The sequence below is a fragment of the Arthrobacter sp. TJ-265 genome (assembly GCF_058269135.1).
The window spans coordinates 56,877-71,440 of record NZ_JBZCND010000003.1; the positions used below are offsets into that span (position 1 = coordinate 56,877).

A 14,564-nucleotide genomic window follows, 5' to 3' on the forward strand; every position below is an offset into this window, starting at 1 on the left:
GAATCAACGCAAGTGCGTTGATTTCGCGTGCGTTCCGGCCCCGGACACAGGGGAGCCCCGGCCGTCCTCCCGATGGGACGACGGCAGGGGCTCCCGTGCGGCTCCCCGGCTAGCGTCCCTCGGGCGTCTCCGTGGCGTTCTTCGCCTCGACGTCGACCGAGCGGCCCTGCGGCTCGTCCTCCGCGCTCACGTCGCCGAGATCCTTGAAGCGCTGCAGGGATGCCTCGACCTCGGCCTCGGCCTCCTCGCGCCCGGCCCAGTCCGCGGCCTCGACCCACTTGCCCGGCTCGAGGTCCTTGTACTTCGTGAAGAAGTGCTTGATCTCGTCGAGCAGGAAGTCCGAGACGTCGGACAGGTCCTGGATGTGGTCGAAGCGCGGGTCCACGGGGACGCAGAGCACCTTGGCGTCCCCGCCGCCGTCGTCGACCATGTTGAAGACGCCGATGGGACGCGATTCCACGAGGACGCCCGGGATGAGGTCGAAGTCCTGCAGCATGACCAGCGCGTCCAGCGGATCGCCGTCCTCGCCGAGCGTGTTCTCGAAGTAGCCGTAGTGCGTGGGGTACTGCATGGCCGTGAACAGGACGCGGTCGAGGCGCAGCCGGTGGGTGTCGTGGTCGATCTCGTACTTGACGCGCGAGCCCTTCGGGATCTCGATGGTGACGTCGAGCTTCATGGCAACTCCTGGGGTAGGTCGGTGGTGTCGTCCCGCGGCCGCGCCCTCGGGAAAAGGGGGCTCCGCGGTCTACTGTTTGATCGTCAGCCCTAACATATCGGTCGTCCGCCGGTACCCGGGCATTCTCCGTACCTGCAGTGCTCCTCCCGGCACTGCGCGAAAGGACACCCTGTGCGCCCGCTCCGCCTGCTGGCCGGCCTCCTCCTGGTCCTGGCCATGGCAGCGATCGCAGTGCCCGTGGCCACCCACCTCACGCCGGGCGTGCTGGCCGCGGTGGCCCCGCCGACGCCGGTGGCACCGCCGGTCACGCCGGCGGCCCAGGTCCCGCCGACGGCCGTGGCCGTGCCCGACGTCGTCACCCCCCTCTCGCCGTCGGCCCCGGCCCCCGACCCCGCCGTGCTGGGGCCGGAGCTCGACGCGGCCCTCCGGATCCCGGGCACGGGCACCTTCGCCGGGACCGTCCTCGACTCCACCGACGGGAGCGTCCTCTACGCCCGGGACGCCGCGCGCCTCCAGGCGCCGGCCTCCAACATCAAGCTCCTCACCGCGGTGGCCGTCATGACGTTCGGGCAGCCGGGGCAGGTCCTGACGACGTCGGTCCTCGCCGCGGAGTCGACGCCCGGGGCCCTCTATCTCCGCGGCGGCGGTGACGTCCTCCTCGGTTCCGGGACGTCGGATCCGGACGCCGTCGTCGGGCGGGCCGGCCTCGGGACCCTCGCCGCCGAGGCAGCCGCCGCCCTGCCCGGTCCGGGGACCTACACCGTGTACCTCGACGACACCCTGTTCGTCGGGGCGACCCTCAACCCCACCTGGGCGGAGGGGGACGTGGCGGCCGGCGAGATCGCCCCGGTCCACTCCCTGGCCGTCGATTCCGCCTGGCTCGAGGAGGGGCGCAGCGGAGGGCCGCGCTCGCAGGACGCAGCACTCGACGCGGCCCGCGTGTTCTCCGCGGCCCTCGTGGCGGCGGCCGCGGACCGCGGGATCGTCGTGGTCCCGGACGTGCAGCGCCGGGTGGCGCCCGAGGACGCCGAACCGCTCGCGGCCGTCGACTCGGCACCCCTGCAGGACCAGGTCCGGCGCATGCTGGAGATCTCCGACAACTACCTCGCGGAGGCCCTGGCCCGCATCGCCGCACGCGAGAGCGGACGCCCGGCCTCGTCCGGTGGGGCCACGGAGGCCATCGCGGCCGCCGCCGTGAGGACCGGCGTCCCCGGCGAGGGACTGCTGGTCGGGGACGCAGCCGGCCTGTCCACCCGGAACGCCCTCTCACCCGGCCAGCTCGCCGCACTGATGCGCGGGATCACCACGTCGGAACGGCCGGGCGTCGCGGCCATCGCCGGATCACTGCCCATCGCAGGCCTCACCGGGACCCTCTCCACCCGGTTCACGGCGGAGGACGGGCCGGCCGCCGCCGGAGCGGGCACCGTCCGCGCCAAGACGGGGACGCTGAACGCGGTCACCGGGCTCACGGGCCACGTGGTCACCGCCGACGGGCGCCTCCTCGTGTTCTCCTTCCTCGCGGCCGGGCTCGACGGCACCACGGTCGAGGCACGGGCGGCCGCCGACCGTGCGGCCGCGATCCTCGCCGGGTGCGGCTGCCACTAGCGGTGGCCGAGCCGGGTCGGGGCGCCGATCCGTCCCTGGGAGCCGCGGTCGGCGGGATGTGATCGAATAGGCGCATGTCCAGGAACGAGTCAGCCACGCCCCGCCCGCAGCTGGTCAACTGGGATGTCGCAGCCTCCACGGCCGCGTCCCTGACCCCCGCCGGACCCACCATGACACCGGCCGACATCAACCGTGCCGTGGAGAACATGCGCCACCTCGCGGGCGCGTCCGTGAACCACGTCCACACGATCTCGCGGCTCGACGCCGCCCGCGACCTGCGGGACTCCGAACTGCTGATCGTGGACCGCGCCTCCTGGTCCCGGGCCAATTCCCAGAGCTTCCGCGCCCTCATGGAACCCGCACTGGACCACCTCGCCGCAACCCGCCCCGAGGTCCTGAAGTCCGCATCGCTGACCCTCGGCGGGACCGTCACGGGGGCGCAGCTCGGAGCGATCCTCGCGTTCCTCTCCAGCAAGGTCCTCGGCCAGTACGATCCGTTCGTCCCCCCGCGCACCGGGCTCGGCGGCCGGCTCATGCTCGTGGCGCCGAACATCATCTCGGTGGAGCGGGAGCTGAACGTGGACCCGTCCGACTTCCGGCTCTGGGTCTGCCTCCACGAGCAGACGCACCGGGTGCAGTTCGCGGCAGCGCCCTGGCTCAAGGACCACATGACCGGCAACATCGGGCAGCTGACCTCGGGCCTGATGGAACAGGCGGACACGCTCTCCGAACGGCTCGGCGCCGCCGTCAGGAACATCGCCGCGGCGAAGGCGCGCTCCCGCGGCGAGGCCGTGCCGAGCGATGGGGGTGCAGCGACCGAGGGTGTGCCGCCACGGCCCGCGGGCGTGCTCTCCCTCCTGCAGGCCCCGGAGGACAAGGCGCTCCTGTCCCACCTCACCGCCGTCATGAGCCTGCTCGAGGGCCACGCGAACGTCGTCATGGACGGTGTGGACGGCAGCATCGTCCCGTCCGTCAAGACCATCCGCCGGCGCTTCAACGCCCGCGGCAAGTCCCGCGGCCCCCTCGAGAAGATCATCCGGCAGCTGATGGGGCTGGACGCGAAGATGCGCCAGTACAGCGACGGCTCGAAGTTCGTGCGGAGGGTCGTCAGCCAGACCGGGATGGACGGCTTCAACGCGGTATGGGAAGCGGCGTCGCACCTCCCCACCGAGCGGGAGATCCACGCGCCCGACGAGTGGATCGACAGGATGAGCCTGCGCCGTCATGGCTAGGCGCCCGCGCCTGCTCCCGGCGGTCGGCACCGCACGCAACCTGCTCGCCGCGAGCCTCCAGGGACTCCTGGCGGAGCCCGTCCGACCGGCAGGGGACGGGACGCCGCCGGAGCCCGCGCACCTGCCGCTCGTCCTCGTGGCCTGCAGCGGCGGCCCCGACTCGCTGGCCCTCGCCGCCGTCGCGGCGCACTTCGCGCACACCGGGCGGTGCCGCGTGGGCGCCGTCGTCGTCGACCACGGACTGCAGGCCGGGAGCGCCGGCACGGCCGAGCAGGCCGCCGCCGCGGCCCGGGACCTCGGACTCGACCCGGTCGAGGTGCGTCGCGTCACCGTGGAGCGTGACGGCATGGGCCCGGAGGCCGCCGCGCGCGGTGCCCGCTATGCCGCGCTCGACGACGCCGCCTCCCGGCTCGGGGCCGACGCCGTGCTGCTCGGTCACACCCTCGACGACCAGGCGGAGCAGGTGCTGCTGGGCCTCGCCCGCGGTTCCGGCACCCGGTCCCTGGCCGGCATGCCGGATCGCCGCGGATCCTACCTCCGGCCGTTCCTCGAGCTGCGCCGGGCCGACACCGAGGCGATCTGCGACTTCTACGGCCTCGACCCGTGGCACGACCCCACCAACCTCGACCCCTCCTACGCGCGCTCCCGCGTCCGCGGCGAGGTGCTGCCGTTCCTCGAGGACCAGCTGGGGCCGGGTATCGCCCGGGCGCTGGCGCGGACGGCGCGCATCCTCGGGCAGGACGCCGACCTCCTCGAGCAGCTGAGCGCCGAGGCGTACGCGTCCCTGCGCACCGGGGGCGACGACGGTGCGGTGCTCCTGCCGGAGGAGGGCCTGCGCGCGCTGCCCGCAGCGCTCCGGCAGCGCGTCCTCGCGCTCGCGGCCCTCGATCTCGGCGCGTACCAGCCGAGCTTCGAGCGCCTCCGCGCCGCCGAGTCGCTGCTGGACAGGAAGGGCTCCGCGGGTCCGGTGCAGCTGGGCGGGAAGGTCAGCGTGCACCGCCAGGTGCGGGGGCGATCGGTTCTCCGGGGAGAACCAAGCTATGGCAGTCTTGTTCTACGGAACAATGGCAGCAACAACGGTCCCGGCGGGAAGCAGTTCCGCCGGCCAATCCAGGAGTAATCGGTGGATTCGAACGACGTCCAGGCAGACCTCAAGCACGTCCTCTATACCCGGGAGGAGATCCAGCAGCGGATCAACGAGCTCGCGGCCCAGATCGACGCCGACTACCAGGGCCGGGACATCCTCCTCGTGGGCGTGCTCAAAGGTGCGGTGATGGTGATGGCGGACCTCGCGCGGGCCCTGAACTCCCACATCACGATGGACTGGATGGCCGTGTCCTCCTACGGGTCGGGCACGCAGTCCTCCGGCGTCGTGCGGATCCTCAAGGACCTCGAGACCGACCTCATGGGCAAGCACGTCCTGATCGCGGAGGACATCATCGACTCCGGCCTGACGCTCTCCTGGCTCAAGGCCAACCTCCTGTCCCGCGGTCCCGCCTCGGTCGAGATCTGCACCCTCCTGCGGAAGCCCGAGGCCGCGAAGGTCGAGATCGACGTCAAGTACGTCGGCTACGACATCCCCAACGAGTTCGTCGTCGGCTACGGCCTCGACTTCGCGGAGAAGTACCGCAACCTCGATTTCATCGGCACCCTGGCGCCGCACGTCTACGAGTAGGACCCCCGCCCCGCCGCGTGCCGCCGATACGCCAAGAGGGAACTATTGGCCTGATCCGCGCGTGGTCAATCTCGGACGGTGTATATGTTGAGGTGCTCAGGGGGCACCTGCATGGCAGCGCGCCCGCACATTTTTACTTGCATCAGCAGGAGGGACAGGGCTTGCCGCCCTGAGACGAATGAAATTCAAGAACATCTTCAAGGGGCCCATCTTCTGGATCGTCCTGGCCGTCGTGGCGCTCCTGCTGGTCCTGCCCAGCCTGTTCGGGACGGGCAGCTCGCGCGTCGACACGAACATCGGGCTCCAGCTCCTCGAAGATGACCAGGTCTCCCAGGCCAAGATCTACGACGGCGAGCAGCGCGTGGACCTCACCCTGCGCGAGGACTACGAGGACATGGGCAAGAGCGTCCAGTTCTTCTACAGCACCGCGCGGGCGGAGGGCGTGGTCGCCGCGATCGACGACTCCGCCACGGACGGCTTCACCGACCAGCCGGCCGAGAGCAACTGGCTCCTCAGCCTCGCCGGCCTGATCTTCCCGATCCTCATCCTCGGCGTCATCTTCTGGTTCCTCCTCAGCCGCATGCAGGGCGGCGGCTCCAAGGTCATGCAGTTCGGCAAGTCCAAGGCCAAGCTCATCACCAAGGACATGCCCCAGGTCACGTTCAACGACGTCGCCGGCGCGGACGAGGCGGTCGAGGAACTGCTCGAGATCAAGGAATTCCTCCAGGAGCCCGCGAAGTTCCAGGCCCTCGGAGCCAAGATCCCCAAGGGTGTGCTCCTCTACGGACCTCCCGGGACCGGCAAGACCCTCCTCGCCCGCGCGGTCGCCGGCGAGGCCGGCGTGCCGTTCTACTCGATCTCGGGCTCCGACTTCGTGGAGATGTTCGTCGGCGTCGGCGCATCCCGCGTCAGGGACCTGTTCGAGCAGGCCAAGAACAACGCACCCGCCATCATCTTCGTCGACGAGATCGACGCCGTCGGCCGCCACCGCGGTGCCGGCGTGGGCGGCGGCAACGACGAGCGGGAGCAGACCCTCAACCAGCTGCTGGTCGAGATGGACGGCTTCGACGCCACCACCAACGTGATCCTGATCGCCGCGACCAACCGCCCCGACGTCCTGGACCCCGCCCTCCTGCGCCCGGGCCGCTTCGACCGCCAGATCGGCGTCGAGGCCCCGGACATGAGGGGACGCGAGCACATCCTCAGCGTGCACTCCAAGGGCAAGCCGATGGCCCGCGGCGTCGACCTCAAGGGCGTCGCCAAGAAGACCCCGGGCTTCACGGGTGCCGACCTCGCGAACGTCCTCAACGAGGCGGCGCTCCTCACGGCACGCTCCAACGCGCAGCTGATCGACGACCGCGCCCTCGACGAGGCGATCGACCGCGTCATCGCCGGACCGCAGAAGCGCAGCCGGCTGATGAAGGAGCTCGAGCGGAAGATCACGGCCTACCACGAGGGGGGCCACGCCCTCGTGGCCGCGGCCCTCCGCAACACGGACCCGGTCACCAAGGTGACCATCCTGCCGCGCGGACGCGCCCTCGGGTACACCATGGTGATGCCGAGCGACGACAAGTACTCCGTGACGCGCAACGAACTCCTCGATCAGCTCGCCTATGCGATGGGCGGCCGGGTCGCCGAGGAGATCGTGTTCCACGACCCCTCCACGGGTGCCTCGAACGACATCGAGAAGGCCACGGGGACGGCGCGCAAGATGGTCACCCAGTACGGGATGAGCGAGCGCATCGGCGCGGTGAAACTGGGCCAGGGCGCGGGCGAGCCGTTCCTCGGACGCGACATGGGCAGCGACCGCGACTACTCCGACCAGCTCGCCCTCGTGGTCGACGAGGAGGTGCGCCGCCTCATCGACAACGCGCACGACGAGGCCTACCAGATCCTCACCGAGAACCGTGACGTGCTCGACCGCCTCGCCCTGGAGCTGCTCGAGCGCGAGACGCTCAACCAGGCCGAGATCGCCGAGGTCTTCACCCACGTCCGCAAGCGCGAGCTGCGGGAGGTCTGGCTGTCCAAGCAGACCCGTCCCGTGCACTCGCTGCCGCCGGTCACCTCGCGCAAGGAACGCGCCGAGGCCCTCGAGGGGGGTCAGCCCGCCCCGGAGACCGTGGCACCGCAGGACCAGATCGCCCACGCCAACCTCCCGAACGACTTCGACGTCCACGAGTCGGAGCTGCCCTCGCCCGAGGCGTCGGAGAACGGGTCGCGAAGCAGCACGGACAGCACCGACCGGTAGGACGGCCGGTCCTGCAGAGGGACGCCCTCGGCCATGGGGCCGACGGCGACGAGTGCCACACCTGAGGGGAGAACCCGTGACAGATTTCGACGACGAAGTGGTGGATGCAGCCCTGGCCGCCACCGGATCACCCGTCGACCAGCTCCGCATCCAGCGGGCGGTCCGGGAGATCCTGGCGGCCATCGGGGAGGACCCCGAGCGCGACGGACTGCTCGAGACCCCCAAGCGCGTGGCGAAGGCCTACGCGGAGATGTTCTCGGGGCTGCACCAGGACGCCGGCGAGGTCCTCTCGACGTCCTTCGACATCGACCACCAGGAGCTCGTGCTGGTGAAGGACATCCCCTTCTACTCCACCTGCGAACACCACCTGGTGCCGTTCCACGGGACGGCGCACATCGGCTACATCCCCTCGGCGGACGGGCGCGTCACGGGCCTGAGCAAGCTCGCGCGGCTCGTCGAGGTCTACGCCCGGCGCCCGCAGATCCAGGAGAGGCTGACCAGCCAGATCGTTGATGCAATGATGGAACACCTGAAACCCAAGGGCGCCATCGTCGTCATCGAGTGCGAGCACATGTGCATGTCGATGCGCGGGGTGCGGAAGCCCGGCGCCAAGACCGTCACGTCGGCCGTCCGCGGCCAGCTCCGTGAGACGGCGACGCGCGCCGAGGCCATGAGCCTCATACTCGGAAGGTAGGACCGACCCGATGGATTCACTCGCCGCCACGCCCGGAACCGGACCGGCGACCTCGCCGCTGCCCGTCATCCGGCCCGTCCGCGTCGCCAGGACGGTCCAGGACCTCCCCGGGGACCGCGCCGCCGTCCTCGGCATCCTGAACGTCACGCCCGACTCCTTCAGCGACGGCGGCCTGTACGCCTCGACGGACGACGCCATCGGCCACGGGCTGCGGATGCACTACGGGGGAGCGGACATCATCGACGTCGGCGGTGAGTCCACGCGCCCCAACGCCCGCGAGGTGCCGGTCGAGGAGGAGCTGGCGCGCGTCCTGCCCGTCATCACGGCGCTCGTGAAGGCGGGAGCCCTGGTGAGCATCGACACCATGCACGCGGAGACCGCCCGGCAGGCCCTCGACGCCGGCGCCTCGATCGTGAACGACATCTCCGGTGCCGGCTACGAGGACGCGATGCCCGCGCTGGTCGCCGAGCGCAACGTCCCCTACATCCTCACGCACCGCCGCGGGACCGCCGCGACGATGGGCGGCCTGGCGGAGTACGACGACGTCGTCGCCGACGTGGTGCGCGAGCTCACCGCGCTGCGCGACCGCTTCGTCGCCGCGGGGGTCGCCGCCGAGCAGATCATCCTCGACCCCGGGCTGGGCTTCGCGAAGACCGACGAGCAGAACTGGGCCATCCTGCAGAACCTGGACGCCTTCACCGGGCTCGGGCACCGCGTCCTCGTGGGTGCGTCCCGGAAGCGGTTCCTCGGAACCCTGCTCACCGCCGCGGGGAAGACGGCCGCACCCGTGGAGCGCGACCACGCCTCGCTCGCCGTCGCGACCCTGGCCGCCGCGGGCGGCGCGTGGGGCGTCCGCGTGCACGACCCCGCCGCGACGCTCGACGCCGTCAAGGTCGCCGCCGCCGGCCGCCGACCATGACCGTGCAGCCCGCCCCCGGCCGGTCGGGCTCGCCCTCCGGGGACCTCGACACGGTCCAGCTCACGGGCATCATGGCCACGGGCCACCACGGCGTCTTCGAGCACGAGCGTCGGGACGGCCAGCCCTTCGCCGTGGACCTCACGCTCCACCTCGACCTGCAGCCCGCGGGGACGAGCGACGACCTCGCCCGGACCGCGCACTACGGCGAGGTCGCCGAACTGGTGCACGGCATCATCCAGGGGGCTCCGTTCGACCTCATCGAGGCCCTCGCGGAGACGATCGCCGCGGCGATCCTCGCGGCGTTCCCCGTGGCGGCCGTCGACGTCACCGTCCACAAACCGAAGGCCCCCATCGCCGTACCGTTCGGCGATGTGGCCGTGACACTGCGCAGGAGCCGGGCGTGAGCAGCACCGTGCGGTCCGTGCTGGCCCTCGGCAGCAACCTCGGGGCGAGCAGCGACACCCTGGTGCGCGCCGTCGCCGACCTCGTGGGGTCGGACGACGTCCGCCTGCACGCGGTGTCGCCCGTGGTGCGCACCAAGCCCGTCGGCGGGCCGGAGCAGCCCGACTACCTCAACATGGTGATCGAGATCGAGACGGACCTGGGCCCGTACGAGCTGCTCGCCCACTGCCAGGCCGTCGAGGAACGGCATCACCGCACGCGCACCGTCCGCTGGGGTCCGAGGACGCTCGACGTGGACATCATCACCTACGGGACCTGGGTCTCCGACGACGAGACCCTCACCGTCCCGCACCCCCGCGCAGCCACCCGCGCCTTCGTCCTGCAGCCCTGGGCGTGGATGGATGCGGGCGCCCGGCTCGGGGGACGGCCCGTGGCCGAACTCGCCGCGGAAGCCGGGGACCTTGCGGGCCTGGTGCCGTTCGAGGGAGTCTAGGACCCCGTGAGCACTCTTCGGTTCCGCTGGCTGGCCCTCGTGGGGCTGGCGGCCGGACTCGCCGGCTGGCTGGTCAACTGGTTCGCCACCCGCAACGGCTACGGCACGCCGGCCCTCCCGCTGACGTCCCTCGTCACCACGGCGGCGATCATCGCGATCACCCTGGTGTTCGGCCGGCGCGTGCTGCGCTGGCGCAGCGGCAAGCGTGACCGGCCGCTCGACCCGATCCTCGCCACCCGCACCCTCGTCCTCGCCCAGGCCTGCGCCTACGCCGGCGCCGTGAGCCTCGGCTGGCATGCGGGGATCTTCGTCGACCAGGTGGCGCTCCTGTCCGTCCGTTCCACCGTGGCGCCCCTCTGGGGGTCGGTGGCCCTCATGGCGGGCGGAATCGTGATGATTATGGTGGGATTGGTGGTCGAGGACTTCTGCAGGCTCCCGTCCGACGACGACGACGGCACAGGTGCACCGGGCGGGGAGAGCGAGGGGGAGTATGCGTAGGGAACCGATCGACCCGTCGGGGCTCGAGTGGTCCAGGGTGTCGCCGAAGTACCTGCGGGTCCGGGTGTTCGGCTGGCTCATCGGATCACTGGTGTGGCTCGTGCTGGCCTGCGTCCCGCTCGTCCTGCGCCTCACCGGCGTCTGGGAGACCTTCCCTCCCCTCTGGCTGGCCTGGGGGCTGCCCGCCGCCGTCCTCGTCGGCGCGGCGTGGCGGGGGCTGCTCCTTCCGCGCCAGGTGGCGGCCATCGGCTACGCCGAGCGCGACGACGACCTCCTCGTCCGCCAGGGCGTGATCTTCCAGCGCACCATGGTGGTGCCGTACGGCCGGATGCAGTACGTCGACGTCGCCGTCGGTCCCCTCGAGCGGGCCTTCGGGATCTGCACCCTCAAGCTCCATACCGCGTCTCCCGCCACGAACGCCGAGATCCCCGGGCTGCCGACGGACGAGGGCGCCAGGCTGCGCGAGCAGCTCTCGGCGCGCGGACAAGCCCGGCTGGCAGGGCTGTGACGCACCCGCAGCAACCGCCGCTCGAGCCGCGGCCCGCGGTGGGCGACACCGCCACGCAGGCTGACCCCGCCGAGCGGTGGCTGCGCGTACACGTCATCTCGCCCCTCGTGCGCGGCTGGATCGCCCTCGTCGCCATCCTGTTCATCGTGGGCCGGGACTGGTTCGAGGGGCTGTTCGGCCCGGGGCCGCGCGGGCGCTCCCCGCTCCCCGAGGGGTTCGGGGTGCTCGCGGCCGTCGGGATCCTGCTGGGCATCGTCGTCATCATCGCCGCCGCGTTCCTGCTGTCCTGGTACTGCACCCGTTACCAGGTCACGCGTGACCACGTCCGCGTGCACTCCGGCATCGTCTTCCGTCAGCAGCGGCAGGCGAGGCTCGACAGGGTCCAGGCCATCGACATCGTGCAGCCGTTCCTCGCCCGCATCTTCGGACTCGCCGAACTCAAGTTCGAGGTGGCCGACGCCGGGGAGTCGGCGGTCCGGCTCGCCTTCCTGAAGCTCGACGACGCCCGCCGGCTGCGCGCCATGATCCTCGCCCGGGCCGCGGGGGTGGACCCCGATCCGGAGCATCCCGAGGAGATCGTCGAGGCGCCCGAGCGCGAGGTGGTGGTGGTCCCGGCCGGCCGGGTCGTCGGATCGGCGGTCCTGTCCGGGACGAGCATCGCCCTCGTGGTGGCGACCATCGTCATCGTCACCCTGGGCGTGGTGTTCAGGACCCCGATCGTCGCGACGTCCTTCATCCCGATCCTGATCGGCGTGGCCGGATCCTACTGGTCGGCCCTGAGCACGGGGTACAACTTCCGGGCGGCCACCTCCCCCGACGGCCTCCGGATCCGGTACGGACTGCTGGACACCCGCGCACAGACCGTGCCTCCCGGGCGCGTGCAGGCGCTGGGGATCGTGCAGTCGCCGCTGTGGCGGCTCAAGGGGTGGTACCGCGTGACCGCGAACGTGGCAGGGTACGGTGCGTCGGCGTCGAACGAGGGGCAGGCGCGCGCCACCCTCCTGCCCGTCGGCACGCGCGATGAGGTGCTGCAGATCCTCGCCCTCGTCCTGCCCGACCCCGGCACGGACCGGCCCGTCGAGCTCTTCGCCGCCGGGATGGCGGGCCGCGACGGCGGGGAGGGGTTCGTCACCACGCCCCGCCGCGCACGGTGGCTCGCGCCGCTGGCATGGCGGCGTACCGGGTTCGCCGTGACCGGGACCGCCCTGCTCCTGCGCTCCGGCGTCCTGTGGCGGCGGCTCGCCGTGGTCCCGCACGAGCGGACCCAGTCGCTGGCGATCGAGCAGGGCCCCGTGGACCGCCGCTTCCGCGTGGCACAGCTGATCCTGCATACGACGCCCGGACCGGTCAGCCCGCGCGTGAGCCTCGCGGACGCCCCGACGGCGTGGGCGCTGTTCCACGGCCAGGCGGCGCGTGCCGCCGAGGCGCGGCGCCGCAGCGGCCCCGAACAGTGGATGCGGCCCGACGCCGTCGAGCCGGCCGCGGTGCCGCTCACGGAGGACGGATCTGCCGTCGACGGCGCCCCGCAGCAGCCCGGTCAGGCGCCCGTGGCTCCCCGGCAGGTGATGCCCGTCGCTCCGCGCTACACGCCGGTGTCCCGGGACCCCGAGGAGGTTCCCGATGGTCGGCGCTGACGCATCCCGGCGCCCGGGGCGGCTCGGCGTCGGCATCGTGGGCGCGGGCAGGGTCGGCTCCGTGCTGGGTGCCGCCCTGCGCTCGGCCGGTCACGCCGTCGTCGGGGTCTCCGCCGTCTCCGAGGCGAGCCGCGAGCGGGCCGAGAACCTCCTGCCCGGGGTACCGGTGCTCGAGATCCCGGACATCATCGAGCGGGCCGAGCTCGTGCTGCTCGCGGTGCCCGACGACGCCCTGCCGGAGCTGGTCGAGGGACTCGCCAGGCTCGGCGCCTGGCAGGCCGGGCAGCTCGTGGTCCACACCTCCGGGCGCTACGGCACCTCCGTGCTGGGCCCGGCCCGCGCGGCCGGTGCCATCCCGCTGGCGATCCACCCGGCGATGACCTTCACCGGGCTGTCGCTCGATCTCGGGCGCCTCCCGGACAGCATGTTCGGCGTCACGGCCCCGTCCGCCGTGCTGCCGATCGCCCAGGCGCTCGTCGTCGAGATGGGTGCCGAGCCGGTGGTCATCGAGGAGGAGTCGCGTGCGCTGTACCACGCGGCCCTGGCCCACGCCTCGAACCACCTCGTCACGATCGCCGCCCAGTCCGCGCAGCTCCTCGCGGACCTCGGCGTCCAGCAGCCGGACCGCCTGCTCGGCCCGCTCATGAAGGCCTCCCTCGAGAACGCGCTGTCCTCGGGTGAGGGCGCCCTCACGGGCCCGGTGGCGCGCGGCGACGCGGGGACGGTCCGGGCCCACCGGGCGGCGCTCGAGGCGCACGACGCGGCGGACACCCGCCAGGCCTACCTCGGCATGGCACGTGCCACGGCCCTGCGCGCCCTCGAACGGGGAGTCCTCTCGCCCGCCCGGGGCGAGGCGATCCTCGCGATCCTCGCGGACGGCCCCGACGAGGACGGACCGTCCTCACCCGACGCTCCCGGCCCCGACGCTCCCGACGGCCGTCCTTCCTGACTCCTCCCGCACCGGCGGACCGCAACCGTGCGTCGGCCACCCCACCTCCCGAAGGACCCCCCGTGATCCCGACCGGCCTCGACAGCCCGTCCCTCCCCCTCCTGGTCTCCACTCCCGCGGATCTCCGTGCGGCCACGGCCACCCTGCTGGACGCCGCCCGGTCCCGGGCGGCGGACGGCCGGCCCTCGCTCGGTCTCGTCCCCACCATGGGGGGCCTGCACGCCGGCCACGCCGCGCTCGCCCGCGCCGCGCGCACGGCCGACGACGTCGTCGTCGTGTCCGTCTTCGTGAATCCCCTGCAGTTCGGCGACCAGGCCGACCTCGAGCGATATCCGCGCACGCTCGACGAGGACCTGCGGCTGCTCGGGGCCCAGGGCGCCGACCTCGTGTTCGCCCCGGCCGTCGAGGACATGTACCCCGGCGGGGAGCCGCTGGTCCGGGTGAGTGCCGGCCCGACGGGCGAGGTCTTCGAGGGGGCCGCGCGGCCGGGCCACTTCGACGGCATGCTGACGGTCGTCGCGAAGCTGCTCAACCTGGCGCAGCCCGCCACCCGCGCCCGGTACCGGGCGTACTTCGGCGAGAAGGACGCCCAGCAGCTGGCCCTCATCCGCCGCATGGTCCTCGACCTCAACCTGCCGGTGCACATCGAGGGCGTGCCGATCGTGCGCGACGCCGACGGCCTGGCGCTGTCGAGCCGCAACCGGTTCCTGACCGACGACGAGCGCTCCGCCGCCCTCGTCCTGTCCCGGACGCTGGCCGCGCTGCGCGAACGGGCAGCGCGCGGAGAACCGCTCGACCTCGCCGCCGCCCGCGCACGGATCACCGCCGAGGAGGGCGTGGACCTGGACTACCTCGACGTCGTCGACCCCGCCTCGTTCGTCCCGAGGGCGGACCCCGGCCCGGAGCCGCACACGGCCCTCGCCGTCGTCGCCGCCCGGGTGGGCGCCGTCCGGCTGATCGACAACATGGCCCTGCCGGCCCCGCACTGACCCGCCCCGGCACCGGACGCCCGGACGGGAGCCGTAAACTTG

The 14,564-nt window shown here is 72.3% G+C and carries 15 protein-coding genes; 14 read left to right on the plus strand and 1 reads right to left on the minus strand.

What is annotated here, in order from left to right; translation table 11 throughout:
* Positions 1–109: 109 nt before the first annotated feature.
* Positions 110–676 (minus strand): inorganic diphosphatase, encoded by a 567-nt coding sequence (locus AC4D2E_RS11840; protein WP_104167473.1) that lies wholly within the window; start codon positions 674–676, stop codon positions 110–112.
* Positions 677–847: 171 nt separating this feature from the next.
* Between AC4D2E_RS11840 and dacB the strand changes: the two genes are divergently transcribed.
* The 14 genes from dacB (at position 848) to panC (ending at position 14,522) form a co-directional block, all read left to right on the plus strand.
* Complete coding sequence (dacB, locus tag AC4D2E_RS11845; protein ID WP_490952761.1) at positions 848–2,281, plus strand: D-alanyl-D-alanine carboxypeptidase/D-alanyl-D-alanine endopeptidase; 1,434 nt, start codon at positions 848–850, stop codon at positions 2,279–2,281.
* Positions 2,282–2,355: 74 nt separating this feature from the next.
* Complete coding sequence (locus AC4D2E_RS11850; RefSeq protein ID WP_490911488.1) at positions 2,356–3,513, plus strand: zinc-dependent metalloprotease; 1,158 nt, start codon at positions 2,356–2,358, stop codon at positions 3,511–3,513.
* A complete protein-coding gene (gene tilS / locus AC4D2E_RS11855; RefSeq protein ID WP_490952762.1) occupies positions 3,506–4,633 on the plus strand; it encodes a tRNA lysidine(34) synthetase TilS in 1,128 nt (375 codons plus the stop codon). The genes AC4D2E_RS11850 and tilS overlap by 8 nt, the downstream gene beginning before the upstream one ends.
* A gap of 3 nt (positions 4,634–4,636) precedes the next feature.
* Positions 4,637–5,188, plus strand: coding sequence for a hypoxanthine phosphoribosyltransferase (gene hpt / locus AC4D2E_RS11860; RefSeq protein WP_104167465.1), 552 nt, complete (start codon positions 4,637–4,639; stop codon positions 5,186–5,188).
* Positions 5,189–5,366: 178 nt separating this feature from the next.
* Complete coding sequence (gene ftsH, locus AC4D2E_RS11865) at positions 5,367–7,436, plus strand: ATP-dependent zinc metalloprotease FtsH (RefSeq protein ID WP_104167463.1); 2,070 nt, start codon at positions 5,367–5,369, stop codon at positions 7,434–7,436.
* 76 nt (positions 7,437–7,512) lie between these two features.
* Positions 7,513–8,130: a GTP cyclohydrolase I FolE gene (gene folE, locus AC4D2E_RS11870; protein WP_052274024.1), complete on the plus strand. Its 618-nt coding sequence runs from the start codon at positions 7,513–7,515 to the stop codon at positions 8,128–8,130.
* A 10-nt stretch (positions 8,131–8,140) separates the two neighbouring features.
* Positions 8,141–9,049 carry a dihydropteroate synthase gene (folP, locus tag AC4D2E_RS11875; RefSeq protein ID WP_104167461.1) on the plus strand — a complete coding sequence of 303 codons (909 nt, stop codon included), beginning with the start codon at positions 8,141–8,143 and terminating at the stop codon, positions 9,047–9,049.
* The gene (folB, locus tag AC4D2E_RS11880) at positions 9,046–9,453 is read left to right on the plus strand and encodes a dihydroneopterin aldolase (RefSeq protein ID WP_490952763.1); all 408 of its coding nucleotides are present in this window, start codon (positions 9,046–9,048) and stop codon (positions 9,451–9,453) included. Before folP ends, folB begins: the two co-directional genes overlap by 4 nt.
* Positions 9,450–9,944, plus strand: coding sequence for a 2-amino-4-hydroxy-6-hydroxymethyldihydropteridine diphosphokinase (gene folK / locus AC4D2E_RS11885; protein ID WP_104167457.1), 495 nt, complete (start codon positions 9,450–9,452; stop codon positions 9,942–9,944). Before folB ends, folK begins: the two co-directional genes overlap by 4 nt.
* A 6-nt stretch (positions 9,945–9,950) precedes the next feature.
* Positions 9,951–10,442, plus strand: coding sequence for a DUF3180 domain-containing protein (locus AC4D2E_RS11890; RefSeq protein WP_490911486.1), 492 nt, complete (start codon positions 9,951–9,953; stop codon positions 10,440–10,442).
* Complete coding sequence (locus AC4D2E_RS11895; protein WP_104167453.1) at positions 10,435–10,950, plus strand: PH domain-containing protein; 516 nt, start codon at positions 10,435–10,437, stop codon at positions 10,948–10,950. The genes AC4D2E_RS11890 and AC4D2E_RS11895 overlap by 8 nt, the downstream gene beginning before the upstream one ends.
* A complete protein-coding gene (locus AC4D2E_RS11900; RefSeq protein WP_490952764.1) occupies positions 10,947–12,584 on the plus strand; it encodes a PH domain-containing protein in 1,638 nt (545 codons plus the stop codon). Before AC4D2E_RS11895 ends, AC4D2E_RS11900 begins: the two co-directional genes overlap by 4 nt.
* Positions 12,571–13,533, plus strand: a complete 963-nt coding sequence (locus AC4D2E_RS11905) for a Rossmann-like and DUF2520 domain-containing protein (protein WP_490952765.1) — start codon at positions 12,571–12,573, stop codon at positions 13,531–13,533. The genes AC4D2E_RS11900 and AC4D2E_RS11905 overlap by 14 nt, the downstream gene beginning before the upstream one ends.
* Before the next feature lie 62 nt (positions 13,534–13,595).
* Positions 13,596–14,522 carry a pantoate--beta-alanine ligase gene (panC, locus tag AC4D2E_RS11910; RefSeq protein ID WP_258069835.1) on the plus strand — a complete coding sequence of 309 codons (927 nt, stop codon included), beginning with the start codon at positions 13,596–13,598 and terminating at the stop codon, positions 14,520–14,522.
* Positions 14,523–14,564 lie beyond the last annotated feature (42 nt).

Coding starts and splice junctions, on each gene's coding strand:
- AC4D2E_RS11840 (WP_104167473.1), bottom strand. CDS start 676: ATGAAGCTCGACGTCACCATCGAGATCCCGAAGGGCTCGCGCGTCAAG.
- AC4D2E_RS11850 (WP_490911488.1), top strand. CDS start 2,356: ATGTCCAGGAACGAGTCAGCCACGCCCCGCCCGCAGCTGGTCAACTGG.
- tilS (WP_490952762.1), top strand. CDS start 3,506: ATGGCTAGGCGCCCGCGCCTGCTCCCGGCGGTCGGCACCGCACGCAAC.
- ftsH (WP_104167463.1), top strand. CDS start 5,367: ATGAAATTCAAGAACATCTTCAAGGGGCCCATCTTCTGGATCGTCCTG.
- folP (WP_104167461.1), top strand. CDS start 8,141: ATGGATTCACTCGCCGCCACGCCCGGAACCGGACCGGCGACCTCGCCG.
- folB (WP_490952763.1), top strand. CDS start 9,046: ATGACCGTGCAGCCCGCCCCCGGCCGGTCGGGCTCGCCCTCCGGGGAC.
- AC4D2E_RS11895 (WP_104167453.1), top strand. CDS start 10,435: ATGCGTAGGGAACCGATCGACCCGTCGGGGCTCGAGTGGTCCAGGGTG.
- AC4D2E_RS11905 (WP_490952765.1), top strand. CDS start 12,571: ATGGTCGGCGCTGACGCATCCCGGCGCCCGGGGCGGCTCGGCGTCGGC.